We start from the raw sequence: 16,299 nt of genomic DNA, 5'->3' as shown, positions 1-16,299 counted from the left end.
GAAGCAGTCGAGCAAGCTCGACTCTACGGGAGCGTCAGCGGCTGCTGGGCCCGCGCGACGCCACCCTCACGGTGCCGGAAGCAGCAGCGTGGTCACGAATGAAAGCGCCTTGCTGTCGCGCGCGGCAAAATAGGCAGGCGCTCTTTCCGGCAGCCATACTTCGTTGAAGTGGCGGCGGAAGTCCTCGTAGAACTCGTTGGGATATAGCTTGGCCGGCACCGTGCGCCCATCCGGGTAGGTGTGGTCATAGGTGGGCAGTGCGTTGGTGTCGACGCCCCGCTGGTCCCTCAGCCACTTGCAGAACAGGCGTCCTTCGGAGATGTCCGGCACCACCGCCTGCGGCAGGGTGTAACCGGCGTCTTCAAGCGGCGCGATCAGGTTCAACGTCAGCTCATTGAGCATCGAGAAATGGGTGTACGGCACCTTGGCCCGGTTCTGCAGGTAGCGCTCGATATGCGCGGGCATCACCGCGTTGGCACGCCCCTGCTGCCATTCCACCACCCACTGCGCAACCTTCACCGAGAACTTGCGCGACAGCCACTGGCCCAGGTTGATGGCCAGGTAGGGATGGATCCAGGTGCCCTGCAGGGTCGGTTTGCCACCGGAGACCACGTGGATCAGTTCGTGCTCGGCCAACCCGGTCTGGACGGTCAGCTCGTGCAGGAACTCCTCCGTCGATTTCAATGCCCGGTAGTCCGACCAGCGCTTGTTGACGGACTGGCACAGCGCGGTGGCGCTGATGTAGCCGTCACGGACGCGCTGCGGGATCACGGCGCCTTCCTCCATGCGTGGGATCAGGGTCATTTGCTGCATGCGTCACCTCGTGCCGTTGTGGGCCTGAAAGGGTAGGCAACGCCGTGGCCCCGGGTCTGTAGGAATCGTTGTGTTTTTCATGGCAAGCCGGCGTAGCGTCGAGCAAGCTCGACGCTACGGGAGGCCAAGAAGCCGTCGAGCAAGCTCGACGCTACACAAGCCACCCCACGGCGGCGTATGGTGGATGCCCGTCCTCCTGCCGAGCCGTGCATGTCCCAGCCTGACATTGCCGCCGACCTGGCACCGCGCATTGCGGTGGCCATCGCCGATGGATTCGAGGATTACCACGCCCGCTTCGCAACCATTACCGCGCGTGCACGCCAGCGCTTCGAACAGCGTGACTGGGCCGGCGCGCGCCAGGACGCGGTCGAGCGCATCGCGTTGTACGACCTGTGCATCGCCGGACAGATGGATGCCCTGCGCCGCCTGGCCGGCGAGCGGGTGGGTGAGCGCGCGCTGTGGCTGCAGGTGCATGCACGTTACAGCGCGCTGCTGCAGGGGCTGATCGACGCCGAGTTGTACAAGACCTACTACAACACGCTGTCGCGTCGCCTGTTCGCCACTCGCGGCGTGGACCCGGCGCTGGAGTTCATCGCCTTCGATGTCGAACCGTCCGATGCGATCACCCACCCGGTTGCGCGGCATACCTATGCCGTTTCGCCAACGCGTCCAGTGGAAGCCCTGCAGCGGGTGCTGGCCGACTACCGCTTCGACATCCCCTATGTGCACCAGCTGCGCTGCGCAGCGGCGATCGCGGTGCGTCTGCAGGATGATCTCGCACACTGGGGCGATACACCGGTGCGCAGCATTGAACTGCTCGACACGGTGTTCTATCGCGAGCGTCGCGCCTACCTGGTCGGTCGTGTGTTTGGCGAGCACCGCTTCTCGCCCTGCGTGATCGCCCTGGTCAACGATGAGCGTGGCCTGCGTGCCGACGCGGTGCTGACCCGACGCCGCGATGTCGCCCACCTGTTCGGTGTGTCACGCAGCTACTTCCAGGCCGACCTGGCCACGGTCGGTGACGCGGTGGTGTTCCTGCGCAGCCTGCTGCCGGGCAAGCCCATCGACGAGATCTACACGGTGCTGGGGCGTGCCAAGCAGGGCAAGACCGAGCGCTACCGCACCTTCTTCCGCCACTTCAACGAGCATCCGCAGGAGCGCCTGGTGCCTGCCGAAGGCACCCCGGGCATGGTCATGGCGGTGTTCACCCTGCCCAGCTACCCGCTGGTATTCAAGTTGATCCGGGACCGTTTCGCCTGGCCCAAGGCCATGTCGCGGCAGCAGGTGGAAGAGAAGTACGCACTGGTGTTCAACCTGGATCGCGTCGGCCGCCTGCTCGATGCACAGCCGTACCGGCATCTGCGCTTCCCGCGTGGGCGCTTCGCGCCGGCGCTGCTGGATGAACTGCTGCAGCAATGCGCACAGAGCGTCCGCCTCGATGGCGATGAGGTGGAGATCGCGCTGTGCTACGTGCAGCGCCGTTTCCGCCCGTTGAACCTGTACTTGCGCGAGCAGGGGGCGGAGGCGGTGCGGGCGGCGGTGCTCGACTATGCGCAGGCGATCACCGACATGGCGCGCAACAACATCTTCCCCGGCGACATGCTGCCGAAGAACTTCGGTGTGTCGCGGCATGGCCGTGCCGTGTTCTACGACTACGATGAACTGTGCCTGGTCAGTGACTGCGTGTTCCGCGCCTGGCCACAGCCGCGCTCGCCCGAAGAGGCGCTGGCCGACGAACCCTGGTTCCACGTGGGCGCGCGCGATGTTTTCCCCGAGCGCTTCGGCCCGTTCATGGGCCTGCCTGCCGGCGAGCTGGCCGCCGTGCGCGAGCACTATCGGCATCTGTTCGATCCGGCGTGGTGGCAAGGGCTGCAGGAACGCTTCGCGCGGGGCGATTATCCCGACACGCCGCCCTATGCGGCCAGCCACCGCCTGGCGTGATCGCCGTCGGCGCAGACCGCCGTCGTCGTTTCAGTCCGCGTACGGGTACACCACCACCCGGTTGCGGCCCTGCTCCTTGGCCATGTACAGGGCCTTGTCGGCCAGCCGCAGCGCCTGCTCGGCATCGACGTGGAAGCTGGGGAAATGGGCCACGCCCAGCGAGACCGTGATGCTGCCGACCGCTGCGAACGGATGATCGGCAATATGCTGGCGCAGGCGTTCGGCGGCCTGCCGTGCCTGCTCGACCCCGATGCCGGGCAGCAGCAGCAGGAATTCCTCGCCGCCGGCGCGGCACAGGAAATCGCTGTCGCGCGAATAGCGGCGCATCTGGTCGGCGATGTGGACGATGGCCGCATCGCCGACGTCGTGGCCATGGCCATCGTTGATCGCCTTGAAGCGGTCGATGTCCAGCGCCAGGATCGCGAAGGGGATGCCCTGCACCTGCAACGCATCCAGTGCCTGCTGCAGGCCGCGGCGGTTAAGCAGCCCGGTCAGCGGGTCGGTGCGGTTGGCGCGGTTGAGCGTGCCGATGCGGTCCTGCAGCGCATTGAAGCTGTGCAGCACCGCGTGCTTGAGCTGGGCCACCTCGAAGTACCAGGCGCGGATGCCACTGACGTGGTTGATCGCGTTGCCGGTGTCCTCGCCCCCCTGCACATTGCGCGCCAGCTGCCACAGCGGCAGCGAGATGCGGCGGGCAAACCACCAGGTGATCAGCAGCGACAGCAGTCCCAGCGGGATCGCGTTCCAGATCACCGCGGTCATCAGCCGCGACAGCGGCTGCAGCGTCGCCTCGGTCGGGCGCTGGGCAACGATGCCCCAGCCGGTGGCGGTGACCGGCGCGTAGCCGGCCAGCATCGCCACGCCCAGATGATTGCGTACCTGCTGCGCGCCGCGCTCGCCGCGCATCACCGCTTTCACCGCCGGGTTGCCGACCACGTAGTCGCCCACCCGCTTGCCATCGGCGTGGTACAGCAGGCGGCCGTGGCGGTCGACCACGTACAGGTAGGACCCATCGCGGTAGTAGTGCTTGCCCAGCAGCGTGTGCAGTGCACTGCGCTGGCGCAGGTACAGCGTGCCGCTGACGTAGCCGCGGTAGCGACCCTGGCGGTCGAAGATCGGATGTGACAGCGAAACCAGCAGCTTGCCGGTGGCCGACTGGTACGGATCGCTGATCATCGGCTGGCGCGCCGCCAGGGCCGCATTGTTGCCGACGCTGTGCAGGATTTCGCCCTGCAGCTGCAGCGTCTGCGGCGAGGTGGCGATCACCAGGCCATCGTCATCGACCACCAGCGAGGAGTTGAAGCTGTTGGTCTGCAGCTGCAGGCGGCTGGCCTCGTCCTGGGCCTGGGCCGGGTCGAGATCGCTCTGGCCCAGCCGGGTCGCGGCGTAGGCCAGTTCCTGCTGGGCCCCCAGCAGGAAGTTCTGGGTGGTCTCGGCCAGCTTGGTGGCGTAGACGCGGTTGGCTTCCAGGGTATTGCCGACCAGCTGGTCGCGCTGCACGCGGTAGCTGGCCAGCAACGTGTTGGCCAGGGCGATGATGGCGCTGAGCAGGGCCAGGGCAAGGATCAGCTTGCCCAGGTTGAGGCGGGGCGAAATCAGGCGCATGCAGAGCTACATGAAGCGAAGGACGTGCAGCGCCGGCGGGCGCCGCCGGGTGCGGGGCTGCATTATCGCCACAAACGCAACCGCTGCGGGTGAAGCAGGGGCCGCTGCCCGGCTCAGCGCTGCAGGCGTTGGAGCAGGGTCTGCCGGATCTGCGTGGCACTGTCGGCTGTCAGCGGGGCCAGCACGCCCTGTACCTGCGCTGGAATGTGTGCGCTGGTCGACAGATCGGCGTCGAACACGTAGTGATTGAACAGGGCGCGCCACTGCGCGCGCTGGGCCTCGGGCAGGTCGCGCAGCGCCAGGATCGACAGCATCAACGCGTTCATCGGCGAATCCATCCATGCCGGTACCGGCCGCCACCAGCTGTTGACCAGCACGTTGAACGCCTCCAGCCCCTCCATGTGGTGCCACCACAGCGAGGGGATGTAGACGGCATCGCCCGGCGCCAGTTCGGCCACCTGCGCCTGCGCCAACGCCTGGCGGAAGCGTGGAAAGCGCTCGAAGTCCGGTGCGTGGAAGTCAACCAGGCTGATCGGCTGCCCCGCCGGGGTGAAGTCCAGTGGACCGATGTACAGGTTGCGCACCTGTTCGGGAGCGAACAGGGTGACGCGGCGGCGTCCGGCCGCCACGCAGGCCAGGTTGTCCGGCACATCCTGATGGGCGGCAATGCGCGAGCGGTTGCCGATCCAGATGCTGGTGAGCGGGTCGGCCACCCCCAGCTGCAGTCCATTGCTGGCGGAGAAGCCGGGCAGGAAACTGTCCAGCGTGGTCGAGGCCACGTAGATGGACGGCGGCGAGGCCACCGTGGCGTACTTCAGCAGGGTCGCCAGCAGCACTTTCAGCGGGACCTGTTCGCGGCGGAAATTGAAGCCGCTCATGTCTTCGTTGTAGAACAGCCGGCCGCCCGCCTCGGGCGCCGCGGTGGTCGCCGTGACCGGCATCTGGCCGTGGTCGAAGTGGGCCAGGTGGGCCACCACGGCGGCAGGAGACACGCGCGCGGCCGCCACCACCGGCCAGTGCGAGACCAGCCCGCGTATCACCCGGGGCGTGGTCCAGCCGGGCAGCTGCGCGGCCAGATCCGCCGGATCCAGGCCGGTCACTTCTTCGATGGGACGGGGAGCAGGGAGCATGCGTGGACATCCAGCAGGGCAGGGAGCGCCGGGCTCACGCCCGGCCGCCGTCGGTGCCGCCATCATGCACCTGCGCCGGCCGCGCCGCGTGTGCGCGCGGCGCGGCAGGGCCCGCAGCGGGATCAGAACTTGTAGCGCACGCCGAACATGTAGCGCGGCCCGGTCTGGGTGGCATAGCGCAGCATGTTGGTATGCCGCGAGTACGTGCGCATGGTCTCATCGGTCAGGTTGATCGCTTCCAGGCTCAGGGTCAGCTGATCGTTGACCGCGTAGCTGATGTTCAGATCCAGCTGGCCGTAGGCGGCGGTGTAGTTCGGGTTCGGGCCCTGGCCGCCGATGCCGTTGAGGAACTTGTCGCGCCAGTTGTAGGCGGCGCGGATCTGCCAGGCGTTGCGGTCATAGAAGGCCACCACGTTGGCCGAGTCGCTCAGGCCGATCATCGGGTACTGGTCACCCAGGCTGAGGTTGTTGAAGGTCAGCCCCGACTTGACCTTGGTGTAGTTGGCGGCCACGCCGAACCCGGATTGCCCGAACAGGTGCTGCACCGCCACCTCCCAGCCATCGAGGTGATCCGAATGCTGGTTGGCAGGCACGGTGATGTCGAAGCCGGCCACCGGGTCGCCCGGCTGGCCGACGATGGTGCCGGTCTTCTGCCCGGCCGAGTTGGTTCCGGTATAGGTCACACCCGGGGCACCGGCGTGGTTGGTGAAGATGTAATCGCGGATGCAGGGCATGTCGGTGGTGCCGCAGCCGGAAGCCAGCGCTTCGTTCCAGTAGGCACCACCCACCGGCGTATGCAGCGTGCCGGCGTTCTCGCGCACGATGGTATCGCTGATGAAATTCTTGATGTTCTTGCGGAAGAAGCCCACCGAAGCGTAGCTGGCCTCGCCGTAGTACCACTCCAGCGACAGATCGAAGTTGTCCGAGATCAACGGTTCCAGGCCGGGATTGCCGCGCGAGCCGCTGCCGCCCTGGGTGCGTACGATGTCGGCCAGCGACTGCCCGCTCTGGATCTGCGTCCAGCTGGGCCGCCCCAGCGTACGACTGTAGCTGCCGCGCAGCGCCAGCGATTCGCTCAGGTCCAGCTTCAGATCCAGGTTCGGCAGCACGTAGTCGTACTTGCCCTTGCCAGCGACGAAGCCGCGGTCGGCGGCATAGTCGATGTTGAACTCGTTGGCCGAGCTCCAGCTGATGCCGGTGGGAACACGCACCAGTGCGTTGGACTCCACCTCGGTCTGCTCGTAACGCGCGCCCACGGCCACATGCAACGGCATCGACCAGTCGAAGGTAGTGCGGTACTGCAGGTAGGCGCTGCGGGTCTTCTCGGTGGTGCGGATGTCTTCGGAGTACTCGGTGGGTGCGTAATAGCAGCTCGGGCAGGCCGGATCGGACGCGCTGCCCACCTGCGCGGCACGGTCGATGAGGCGGTCGAAGTCGAACACCAGGAACTGGCCGGTCAGGCGTGGATCGTTGTGGCCGCTGAAGGCCTTGAAGTACCGGGCCATGTTGTCGGCGTACCAGATGTCGTCGGCGTAGTCCGAGGGCGTGCCCAGCCCGCCCCAGGTGTTGCGCTGCATGATGGCCGACGCCGAGCGGTTCTCCACCTGGGTGTGGCCGATTCCGAAATCCAGTGCCGAGTAGTCGGCGAAGCGGAAGGTGCCGCGGCCCTGGTACTGCTGCACCTTGGACTTGTTGTAGCTGTTCTGGAACACCGAGCCGGTCACCAGTGCATCGGAGGCCTGCACGCCACCGGGAGGCAGGGCGATGTTGATGATGGGCAGATCGCCGCTGTAGTCGACGGTGGTGGTGCCGCGCACGAAGGCGGCCACGCCCAGCACGCCGGCCGATCCATAGGGGCTGTCCGGCTGCGATTCGGCGGTGGAGTTGTGCGCATCGAAGGACAGGTCCAGCGCGTCGTTCACTTCCCAGTCCACGTTGAAGCCCAGCGAATGCATGCCGGTCTTGGTGGCCAGCTTGGCGCCGCCCATCGACACGTCCGAATTGGTCATGTCTTCGCTGTAGATGATCGGCGCCGCCACCGGGCCGTTGGTCCAGGTGCTGTCACCGGGGCCGTAGTTGAACCACACCGACAATTCGCTGCGTTGCTGCTGCACCTTGTTCTCGACATAGGTGTAGTCCAGCGTCGTGGTGACATTGTCGGCCGGCCTCCACTGGAACGTAGCCTGCGCATTGGTGCGTTGGCGCTGCACGCCATTGACGTTGTAGGCGGTGTTCTGTGGCCGGCCGTAGACATCGTCCGGGCCAGGGCGGTTGGTGATGCGGTTGGCATAACCCTGGCCCGGCTGTGGCAGGGCGCGCCAGTCCTCGCGCTCATTGCCCTTGAACGTGGCCCAGCCCTCGGCCACGGTGGCCTGGTTGAAGCCTGAGTCACGTTCCTGGTGGCTGGCACTGAAGGCCACGCCGAAGCGGTCATCGGCGTAGCGCTGGCTGAAGATGCCCGACAGCTCGCCGGTGATGTTCGAGCCCTGCAGCGTGCGCGGCAGGTTGTCGTTGGAGGAATCGTTGACCGCTTTCAGCCCCAGGCTGATCACCGGTTCCGATTCCAGCGGGCGCAGGGTCTTGATGTTGATGGTGGCGCCGATGCCGCCGGCCGGATTGTCGGCGCGGCTGGTCTTGTAGACCTCCACCGCAGACACCGACTCGGATGCCAGATTGGCGAAATCGAACGAACGCGAGCCGGACAGGCCGCCGCCGCCGTTGCCCAGGTTCGACGCCGGCATCTGGCGGCCATTCAACAGCACCAGGTTGTAGTCGGGACCGATGCCGCGCACCGTCACCTTCGAGCCTTCGCCGCTGGAGGTGCGGTCGATCGACACGCCGCTGATGCGTTGCAGCGACTCGGCCAGGTTGGTATCGGGGAACTTGCCGATGTCCTCGGCGACGATGCCATCGACCACGCCCTGGCTGTCGCGCTTGAGGTTCATCGAAGACTGCAGGCTGCCGCGGATGCCGGTGACCTGCACCGCATCGAGCGTGGTGGGATCGGCCGGCGCGGTGCCGGTGGCCTGCTGTGCCCAGGCCGGCGCCGACAGCACAGCGAGCAGGGCGGACGTGAGCATCGTCTTGCGAGGTACAGCCTTGTACGTCTTCATGGAAGCTCCCTCCCCAGGGAATTCGGTGGTGGCGATCCTGCGTCGTCTCAATCACGGGTCACTGCGTGTGGCCGGATTGGAGCCACGGTTGACAGCGTTGTCAACAAACTGCCATCAAGAGCGCCACGCAGGCGGCCGCGCAGGTCCGCATGTAACCGTTGCCATGAACGTGCCTGCAGCAGTGAATTGCCTTGTTTGACGGCATTCGCAGCTGTTTTTGCGGCATGACAGCGCTGCCAATCCGAATGCGGAAAATCGTTGTGCGGTGCAAAACGAAACTGCGCGGAGCGGGTGCAGGCGGGGACACAGCGAATGATCCGGCAGCCTGACAGCGCTGGACAGTGCCGATGACCCATGCATGTCCTGCGTGACCCTTTGATGGCTTCGAACACTGACCGGGAGGACAGGCATTGGACACAGCAACGACCGTTCGCGGACACCACATCCAGGGCAACACGCGCGCACTGGCGGTGGTCACCGCGATCTTCTTCATGTGGGGATTTCTCACCTGCCTCAACGACATCCTCATTCCGCACCTGAAAGCCGCGTTCGCGCTGACCTGGGTGCAGGCGATGCTGGTCCAGTTCACCTTCTTCGGTGCCTACTTCCTGATGTCCCTGCCGGCAGGGCGGCTGGTCGCGGCAGTGGGCTACAAGCGGGGCATCGTGGCCGGGCTGGCCATCGCCGGTATCGGCGCACTGCTGTTCTGGCCGGCGGCGGCCGCGCATGTCTACGGCCTGTTCCTGACGGCACTGTTCGTGCTGGCCACCGGCATCACCGTGCTGCAGGTGGCGGCCAATCCCTACGTTGCGCTGCTGGGCGACGAGCGCACCAGCTCCAGTCGGCTGACCCTGGCGCAATCGATGAACTCGCTGGGAACCACTCTGGCGCCGCTGTTCGGCGGACTGCTGATCCTGTCGGCGCAGCCGCGCAGCGAGCAACAGCTGGCGCTGCTGCCCGCGGCCGACGCACTGGCCTACCGCGCCGCCGAGGCGCAATCGGTCCAGCTGCCGTACTTCGGACTGGCGGTGGTGCTGTTTCTGCTGGCGGCGGCGATCTGGATGTTCCGCTTGCCCACTATCGCCGGGGTTGAAGACAGCCGCGGCACCCAGGGCCGCGTCTGGGACGCGCTGCGCCACCGTCATCTGCGGCTGGGCGTGCTGGCCATCTTCTTCTACGTGGGGGCTGAAGTTTCCATCGGCAGCGTGCTGGTCAATTTCCTGTCCTCGCCGGGCATCGGCCAGGGCATGAGCGAACAGGACGCCACCGGCTACGTATCGCTGTACTGGGGTGGCGCGCTGGTAGGACGCCTGCTGGGCGCGGCCCTGCTGGCGCGGCTGGACGCACGCCATCTGCTGGGTGGGTTCGCGCTGGTGGTGGTGCTGCTGCTGGGCATCACCGCAACCACGGGTGGCGGGCTGGCGACGTGGGCCGTAGTGAGCATCGGTCTGTTCAACTCGATCATGTTCCCCACTATCTTCGCCCTGGCCATCGCCCGCCTCGGTGCGCTCACCGGCCAGGCCTCGAGCCTGCTGGTGATGGCCATCGTCGGCGGCGCGGTCATTCCGCTGGCGATGGGCTGGCTGGCCGATCATCACGGCCTGCAGCTGTCGTTCCTGCTGCCGGCGCTGTGCTATCTGTACATCGCCTTCTACGCGTGGAATGGCTCACGGCTGCGGGCGCCATGAGCCACTCCCAGACCGCCTCAGCGCCGGCGTGGCGGCGCGGTGGATTCGCGCTCGAGCACGGTGTGCTCGACGGTGATCATGCGCCCGGCCAGGTCGGCACGGATGTGCTCGATCAGTTGTTCGGTGGCCAACCGGCCCATGTGCGAGGTCGGTTGCCGCACGGTGGTCAGTGCCGGGTAGATGTGGCCGGCGATCGGCGTATCGTCGAAGCCGCACACCGACAGGTCGCGCGGGACGCGCAACCCGCGCTCGCCGGCAACCCGGTACACGGCTGCGGCCATGTCATCGTTGGCGGCGAAGATCGCCGTCGGCGGAGGGTCCAGGTCGAGCAGGGCATTGGCGGCATCGACGCCGGACTCGAACGAGAACTGGCCGTTGACCACCAGCTGCGGGTCGTAGGCGATGCCGGCATCACGCAGTGCCTGGCGGTAGCCGGCATGGCGCCACTGGCAGGCGCCGTGCGCACGCGGGCCCTTGATGTGGCCGATGCGGCGGTGGCCCTGCGCGACCAGATGGCCGATCAGTTCAACCACGGCGGTGGTTTCATCCATGCGCACGCCGATGCGGCCTTCAGGGTGCCGCGGTGCAATGCAGGCGAACGGAATCCCGTGCTCTTCCAGGTACGTCAGCACCACCTCGTCATCGGTCAGCGGCGGGATCAGCACCACCCCATCCGGGCGCGAGTTCTCGAACAATGCTGCCAGGTCGGGCTGGGTGCGGCGGCCGGTGCCGACCGGCCCCAGGATCAGGTTGTAGTGCTGCGCATGGCAGGCTTCCAGCATGCCGCTCTGGATCTCCATCAGGTAGTTGCGCGAGGGATTGTTGTAGACCAGCGCCAACGCGTACGAACGCTGGCCGGCCAGGCTGCGCGCCGACGGGTTGGGCTTGTAGCCCAGCCGTGCCACGGCCGCCAGCACCCGCTCGCGCGTCTGTTCGCGCACGTTGGGCTCATGGTTGAGCACGCGGGACACGGTCTTGATCGAAACCCCGGCAACGGCGGCCACATCCTCGATTCGACTGCGCATGGTGCGATGGATCCTCCTGGAAGGCGGCGGGCACGCGGCGATGGTAGTGCGCGGCGGCCCGGTCGGTGTTGCCGAAGCAGGCGGATGTTGCCACGACATGCGGTGCGCTGGCACGTCCCGATTCCTTGTCGCGATGCAGCACCCGGGCACCACTGTAGCGCGCCTGTAACGCGCCAGGGCCCGTGGTTGCGCGACCGCCACCGCCCTGCGCTCGAACAACGATTGACAGTGCGCAGGCAGACTTATATGACAGCGCTGTCAGGAACGTTGCGCGAATGCCCGCGCTCTCGTGCTGCTGCAGGCCCGCACGCCAGGAACATCATCCACGGAGGTAGAGCCCAGTGAATCGCCCCACCCAGACCCTTCTTGCCAGCTGTCTGCTGGCTGCCCTTGCCGTCCCCGCCGGTGCCGCACCGGCCAGCGGCGAACGCCTGCAGGACTGGCCGCGCGTGCACAGCGCGATCGCCACCGACGCGGATATCGAGCGCCGGGTGCGGACCATCCTTGCGCAGATGACGCTGGCGCAGAAGATCGGGCAGATGACCCAGGCCGAGATCAAGACGATCACGCCGGAACAGGTACGCCAGTACTACATCGGCTCGGTGCTCAACGGCGGCGGCTCCTGGCCGGGCATGGACAAGCACGCCGGCGTGCAGGCCTGGCTGACGCTGGCCGATGCCTACCACGCTGCGTCGCTGGCCACCGACGCAAAGACGCCGGTGCCGGTGATCTGGGGTACCGACGCGGTGCACGGCCACAACAACGTGCTTGGCGCCACCCTGTTCCCGCACAACATCGGCCTGGGCGCGGCCGGCGATGCCGAACTGATCGAGCGCATCGGCGAGGCGACTGCGCGCTCGGTGCGCGCCACCGGTATCGGCTGGGTGTTCGCGCCGACCCTGGCAGTCGCCCACGATCCGCGTTGGGGCCGCACCTATGAAAGCTATTCGTCCGACCCCAGCGTGATCCGTCGCTTCGCCCAGGCCTACGTCAAGGGCGCGCAGGGTACGTTCAAGGATGACGGCAACGTGGTCACCACCGCCAAGCACTACCTCGGCGATGGCGCCACCGACAATGGCCGCGACCAGGGTGAGGCGCTGGTCGACAAGGCCACCATGATCAATGTTCACGCGCAGGGCTACTACGGCGCACTGGGCGAAGGCGCACAGACGGTGATGGCCTCGTTCAACAGCTGGAACGACCGCGCGGCAGGGATCGACTACGGCAAGATGCATGGCAGCAAGGCGCTGCTGACCGATGCGCTGAAGGACAAGATGGGCTTCGACGGCTTCGTTGTCTCCGACTGGAACGGCATCGCCCAGGTGCCGGGCTGCCGCAATGACAGCTGCGCGCAGGCTATCAACGCCGGCATCGACATGGTGATGGTGCCCGACGACTGGAAGGCGTTCATCGCCAACACCACCGCGCAGGTGCAGAGCGGCGAGATTCCGATGGCGCGCATCGATGATGCAGTGACGCGCATCCTGCGGGTGAAGCTGCGCGCCGGCCTGTTCGAGCACAAGCCGTCCGACAGCCGTTATGCCGGTGATGCCACCGCCGTGCAGCACCGCGAACTGGCGCGCCGCGCGGTGCGCGAATCGCTGGTGCTGCTGAAGAACGAAGGCAAGGTGCTGCCGCTGCGCCGCGACGCGCGCGTGCTGGTGGTCGGTAAGGGCGCCGACAACATCGGTGACCAGTCCGGTGGCTGGTCGCTGACCTGGCAGGGCACCGAGAACAGGAACGCAGATTTCCCCAACGCCGATTCGGTGCTGGGCGCGCTGCGCGCCGAACTGGGCGCGGACAGGGTCAGCTTCAGCGCCGATGGCCGGGGCATCGACCCGAAGGCCTTCGACGTGGTGCTGGCGGTGATCGGTGAAACGCCCTACGCCGAGACCAACGGCGACATCCTGCCCTCCGACACGGTCAGCCACAGCCGCGCCTACCCGCAGGACCTGGCGGTGCTGAAGGCCGCCGCAGCCACCGGCAAGCCGGTGGTGACGGTCTACCTGTCCGGGCGGCCGATGTACACCAACGACCTGCTCAACCTGTCCAGCGCCTTCGTGGCGGCGTGGCTGCCCGGTACCGAAGGCAAGGGCGTGACCGATGTGCTGGTGGTCGGCAAGGATGGCAAGCCCGCGCACGACTTCCGTGGCCGCCTGAGCTTCCCGTGGCCGGGCGCGCCGTGCCCGGCGCCGATCGACCGACCCGATGCGGGCAAGCCTGCGCTGTTCGCGCTCGGCTATGGCCTGAGTTACGCCAAGGGCGGCAAGGTCGCGCGGCTCGACGAGGCCACCCCGGACAGCTGTGGCGAAGTGACCGTGCTGCCGATCTTCAACCGCGCCGACACGCCGCCGTTCGCGCTGCACGTGGCCGTCGGCGGTGCCACCCAGCCGCTCGGCAATGATCTGAATGCCACCCTGCGCTGGCCTGCCGGCACGCCGGTGGTGCAGGTGCGCACCGTGCAGGTGAACACCCAGCAGGATGCCCGGGAGGTGACCTGGCTGGCGCCCGCGCAGCTGATCGCACGCAGCACCTCGCGTCGCAATCTCGGCGCACTGGCACGCAGCAACGGCGCGCTGCAGTTCGACGTGCAGCTGGTGAAGCGCCCGGCGTCGGCGGTGAGGGTGACCATGCAGTGCGGTACCGGTTGCGAGGGCGGGGTGGATATCGCCCCGCTGCTGGGCAAGCTCTCTCCCGGCCAGAAACAGACGGTGACCGTGCCGCTGGCGTGCTTCGCCAGGCAGGGGGTGGATCTGGGCGCGGTGGAGGCGCCGTTCGTGGTGAGCGCGGACAAGCCGTTCGCGGCGGCCTTCACCCAGGTCAAGCTGACCGCCAACACGGCCAATGCCGAGGGGGCCGTGGCCTGCCCGTAAGCCGAAGGTAGAGCCGGGCATGGCCCGGCGCTTCCGGTAGATCCACGCCATGCGTGGATGCGGCGTTCCCAAGCCCAAAAAAAGCCCCGCAATGCGGGGCTTCTTTCTTATCGCTTCATCGAACCGAAGAACTCGTCGTTGGACTTGGTGTTCTTCATCTTGTCCAGCAGGAATTCCATCGCGGCCATTTCATCCATCGGATGCAGCAGCTTGCGCAGGATCCAGATCTTCTGCAGCAGCTCCGGCTCGATCAGCAGGTCTTCGCGGCGGGTGCCGGAACGGTTGATGTCGATGGCCGGGAACACGCGCTTTTCAGCGATGCGGCGGCTCAGGTGCACCTCACTGTTGCCGGTGCCCTTGAACTCTTCGTAGATCACCTCGTCCATCTTCGAGCCGGTGTCGACCAGCGCGGTGGCGATGATGGTCAGGCTGCCGCCTTCTTCCACGTTGCGCGCGGCACCGAAGAAGCGCTTCGGGCGGTGCAGGGCGTTGGCATCCACACCACCGGTCAGCACCTTGCCCGAGCTCGGCACCACGTTGTTGTAGGCGCGGGCCAGGCGGGTGATCGAGTCCAGCAGGATCACCACGTCCTTCTTGTGCTCGACCAGGCGCTTGGCGCGTTCGATGACCATTTCGGCCACCTGCACGTGGCGTGCGGCCGGCTCGTCGAAGGTCGAGCTGATGACCTCGCCGCGCACGGTGCGCTGCATTTCGGTCACTTCTTCCGGGCGCTCGTCGATCAGCAGCACGATCAGGTGCACGTCCGGATGGTTGGTGGTGATGGCCGTGGCCACCTGCTGCATCATCATGGTCTTGCCGGCCTTCGGCTGCGACACGATGAGCGATCGCTGGCCCTTGCCCTGCGGCGCCATCAGATCGAGGATGCGGCCGGTGATGTCTTCCGACGAACCGTTGCCACGCTCCAGGGTGAAGCGACGGCGCGGGAACAGCGCGGTCAGGTTCTCGAACAGCACCTTGTTCTTCGACGCTTCCAGCGGCTCACCATTGATGGTGTCCACGATCGACAGCGCGAAGTAGCGCTCGCCGTCCTTCGGGAAGCGGATGCGGCCGGACAAGTGGTCGCCGGTGCGCAGGTTGAAGCGGCGGATCTGGCTGGGCGAGATGTAGGTGTCGTCCGGGCCGGCCAGGTAGCTGGCTTCGGCTGCACGCAGGAAACCGAAGCCGTCGGGCAGGATTTCCAGCACGCCATCGGCGGCGACGCCATCGCCGTGGCGGGTCAGCACCTTCAGCAGCGCGAAGATCACGTCCTGCTTGCGGGCGCGGGCGACGCCTTCGGAAATCTGCAGCTGCTCGGCAATCTCCAGCAGCTTCTGCGCCGGCATGCGCTTGAGATCGCTCAGCGAGTAGACCGGGAAACCTTCCGGCACATTGGCGTGCGGGCGCGGCACGAACGGCTGCTGGTCGCCGCCATCGTTGGGCATGCCGTCATCGCGGAAGCGGCCGCCGTTGCCACCGCCATTGCGATCACGGTCGCGGCGGTTGCGGAAGCGGTCACGGCGATTGCCCTGGCCCTGGCCCTGCTGGTTCTGGTTGTACGGATTCTGGTTCTGGTTCTGGTTCTGGTTCTGGTTCTGACCACCACCCTGGTGGTTCTGCTGCCGCGGCTGGCCGGATTCGCGGCCCTCACCGCCTTCGCCGCCGCCACTGCTGGCGGGGGCCTCGGCGGCGGGCGCGCTCGGCGCAGGGGGCGCAGCGGCCGGCGCCGGCGCTGGCGCTTCGGGCGCGGCTGCCAGCGGCAGAGTCGGCTGCGCCGGAGCGGCGCTGGTTTCGGCGGCGGCCGGAGCGGCTGCCTTGCTTACGCGGGCCTTGCGCACGCGCTTTTCGGCGGGCGCTTCAGCGCTGCCGGTTTCGGGAGTGTTATCGGACAAGAGCGTTATTCCTCGCTTGAAGGTGCGAGCGCCCGGCTGGGGCGGCGAACGTTGGGAATGGGTCTGGAAGAAACGGCGTCCAGAGGGTGCGGCACGCGAACGCGGCCGGATATGCCGACACTATCATCGGCCCGCGGCGCCGTGCAAGGGTCGCCGGGAACAGCATTCATCATGGACGCGGTGCGCCCGACGGCAGCCGCACGCGGCGGCTGCCGTGAAACA

9 protein-coding genes are annotated in these 16,299 nt (G+C 66.9%); 3 read left to right on the top strand and 6 right to left on the bottom strand.

Going from position 1 to position 16,299, the window contains the following annotated elements; all coding sequences use genetic code 11:
* Positions 1–66: 66 nt before the first annotated feature.
* On the bottom strand, positions 67–804 hold the full coding sequence (locus AC5YGJ_RS11665; RefSeq protein WP_496186618.1) for a KilA-N domain-containing protein: 738 nt from the start codon (positions 802–804) through the stop codon (positions 67–69).
* Positions 805–1,023: 219 nt separating this feature from the next.
* On the opposite strand from AC5YGJ_RS11665, the gene aceK reads away from it, so the two are divergent.
* Entirely contained in the window at positions 1,024–2,754 is a 1,731-nt protein-coding gene (gene aceK, locus AC5YGJ_RS11660) for a bifunctional isocitrate dehydrogenase kinase/phosphatase (RefSeq protein ID WP_496186617.1), read from the top strand.
* 30 nt (positions 2,755–2,784) lie between these two features.
* Here aceK and AC5YGJ_RS11655 read toward each other — a convergent pair whose 3' ends face one another.
* From AC5YGJ_RS11655 to AC5YGJ_RS11645, 3 genes are all read right to left on the bottom strand, one after another.
* On the bottom strand, positions 2,785–4,359 hold the full coding sequence (locus AC5YGJ_RS11655; protein ID WP_496186616.1) for a sensor domain-containing diguanylate cyclase: 1,575 nt from the start codon (positions 4,357–4,359) through the stop codon (positions 2,785–2,787).
* Positions 4,360–4,472: 113 nt separating this feature from the next.
* Positions 4,473–5,489 carry a cupin-like domain-containing protein gene (locus AC5YGJ_RS11650; RefSeq protein ID WP_496186615.1) on the bottom strand — a complete coding sequence of 339 codons (1,017 nt, stop codon included), beginning with the start codon at positions 5,487–5,489 and terminating at the stop codon, positions 4,473–4,475.
* A gap of 122 nt (positions 5,490–5,611) precedes the next feature.
* The gene (locus AC5YGJ_RS11645; RefSeq protein ID WP_409460562.1) at positions 5,612–8,602 is read right to left on the bottom strand and encodes a TonB-dependent receptor; all 2,991 of its coding nucleotides are present in this window, start codon (positions 8,600–8,602) and stop codon (positions 5,612–5,614) included.
* A 491-nt stretch (positions 8,603–9,093) separates the two neighbouring features.
* On the opposite strand from AC5YGJ_RS11645, the gene AC5YGJ_RS11640 reads away from it, so the two are divergent.
* Complete coding sequence (locus AC5YGJ_RS11640; RefSeq protein ID WP_496186628.1) at positions 9,094–10,290, top strand: sugar MFS transporter; 1,197 nt, start codon at positions 9,094–9,096, stop codon at positions 10,288–10,290.
* A 17-nt stretch (positions 10,291–10,307) separates the two neighbouring features.
* On the opposite strand, the gene AC5YGJ_RS11635 is transcribed toward AC5YGJ_RS11640, so the two are convergent.
* Entirely contained in the window at positions 10,308–11,315 is a 1,008-nt protein-coding gene (locus tag AC5YGJ_RS11635; RefSeq protein ID WP_496186614.1) for a LacI family DNA-binding transcriptional regulator, read from the bottom strand.
* Between the two features lie 341 nt (positions 11,316–11,656).
* Here AC5YGJ_RS11635 and AC5YGJ_RS11630 point away from each other — a divergent pair, with 341 nt between their 5' ends.
* Complete coding sequence (locus AC5YGJ_RS11630) at positions 11,657–14,188, top strand: glycoside hydrolase family 3 protein (protein ID WP_496186613.1); 2,532 nt, start codon at positions 11,657–11,659, stop codon at positions 14,186–14,188.
* 107 nt (positions 14,189–14,295) lie between these two features.
* On the opposite strand, the gene rho is transcribed toward AC5YGJ_RS11630, so the two are convergent.
* Positions 14,296–16,077, bottom strand: coding sequence for a transcription termination factor Rho (rho, locus tag AC5YGJ_RS11625; protein ID WP_496186612.1), 1,782 nt, complete (start codon positions 16,075–16,077; stop codon positions 14,296–14,298).
* Between the last annotated feature and the right edge of the window lie 222 nt (positions 16,078–16,299).

Source organism: Stenotrophomonas sp. CS3K5 (genome assembly GCF_059515225.1).
The sequence above is the reverse complement of the archived record's forward strand: the minus strand, read 5'-3'. Positions and strand labels throughout refer to the sequence as shown.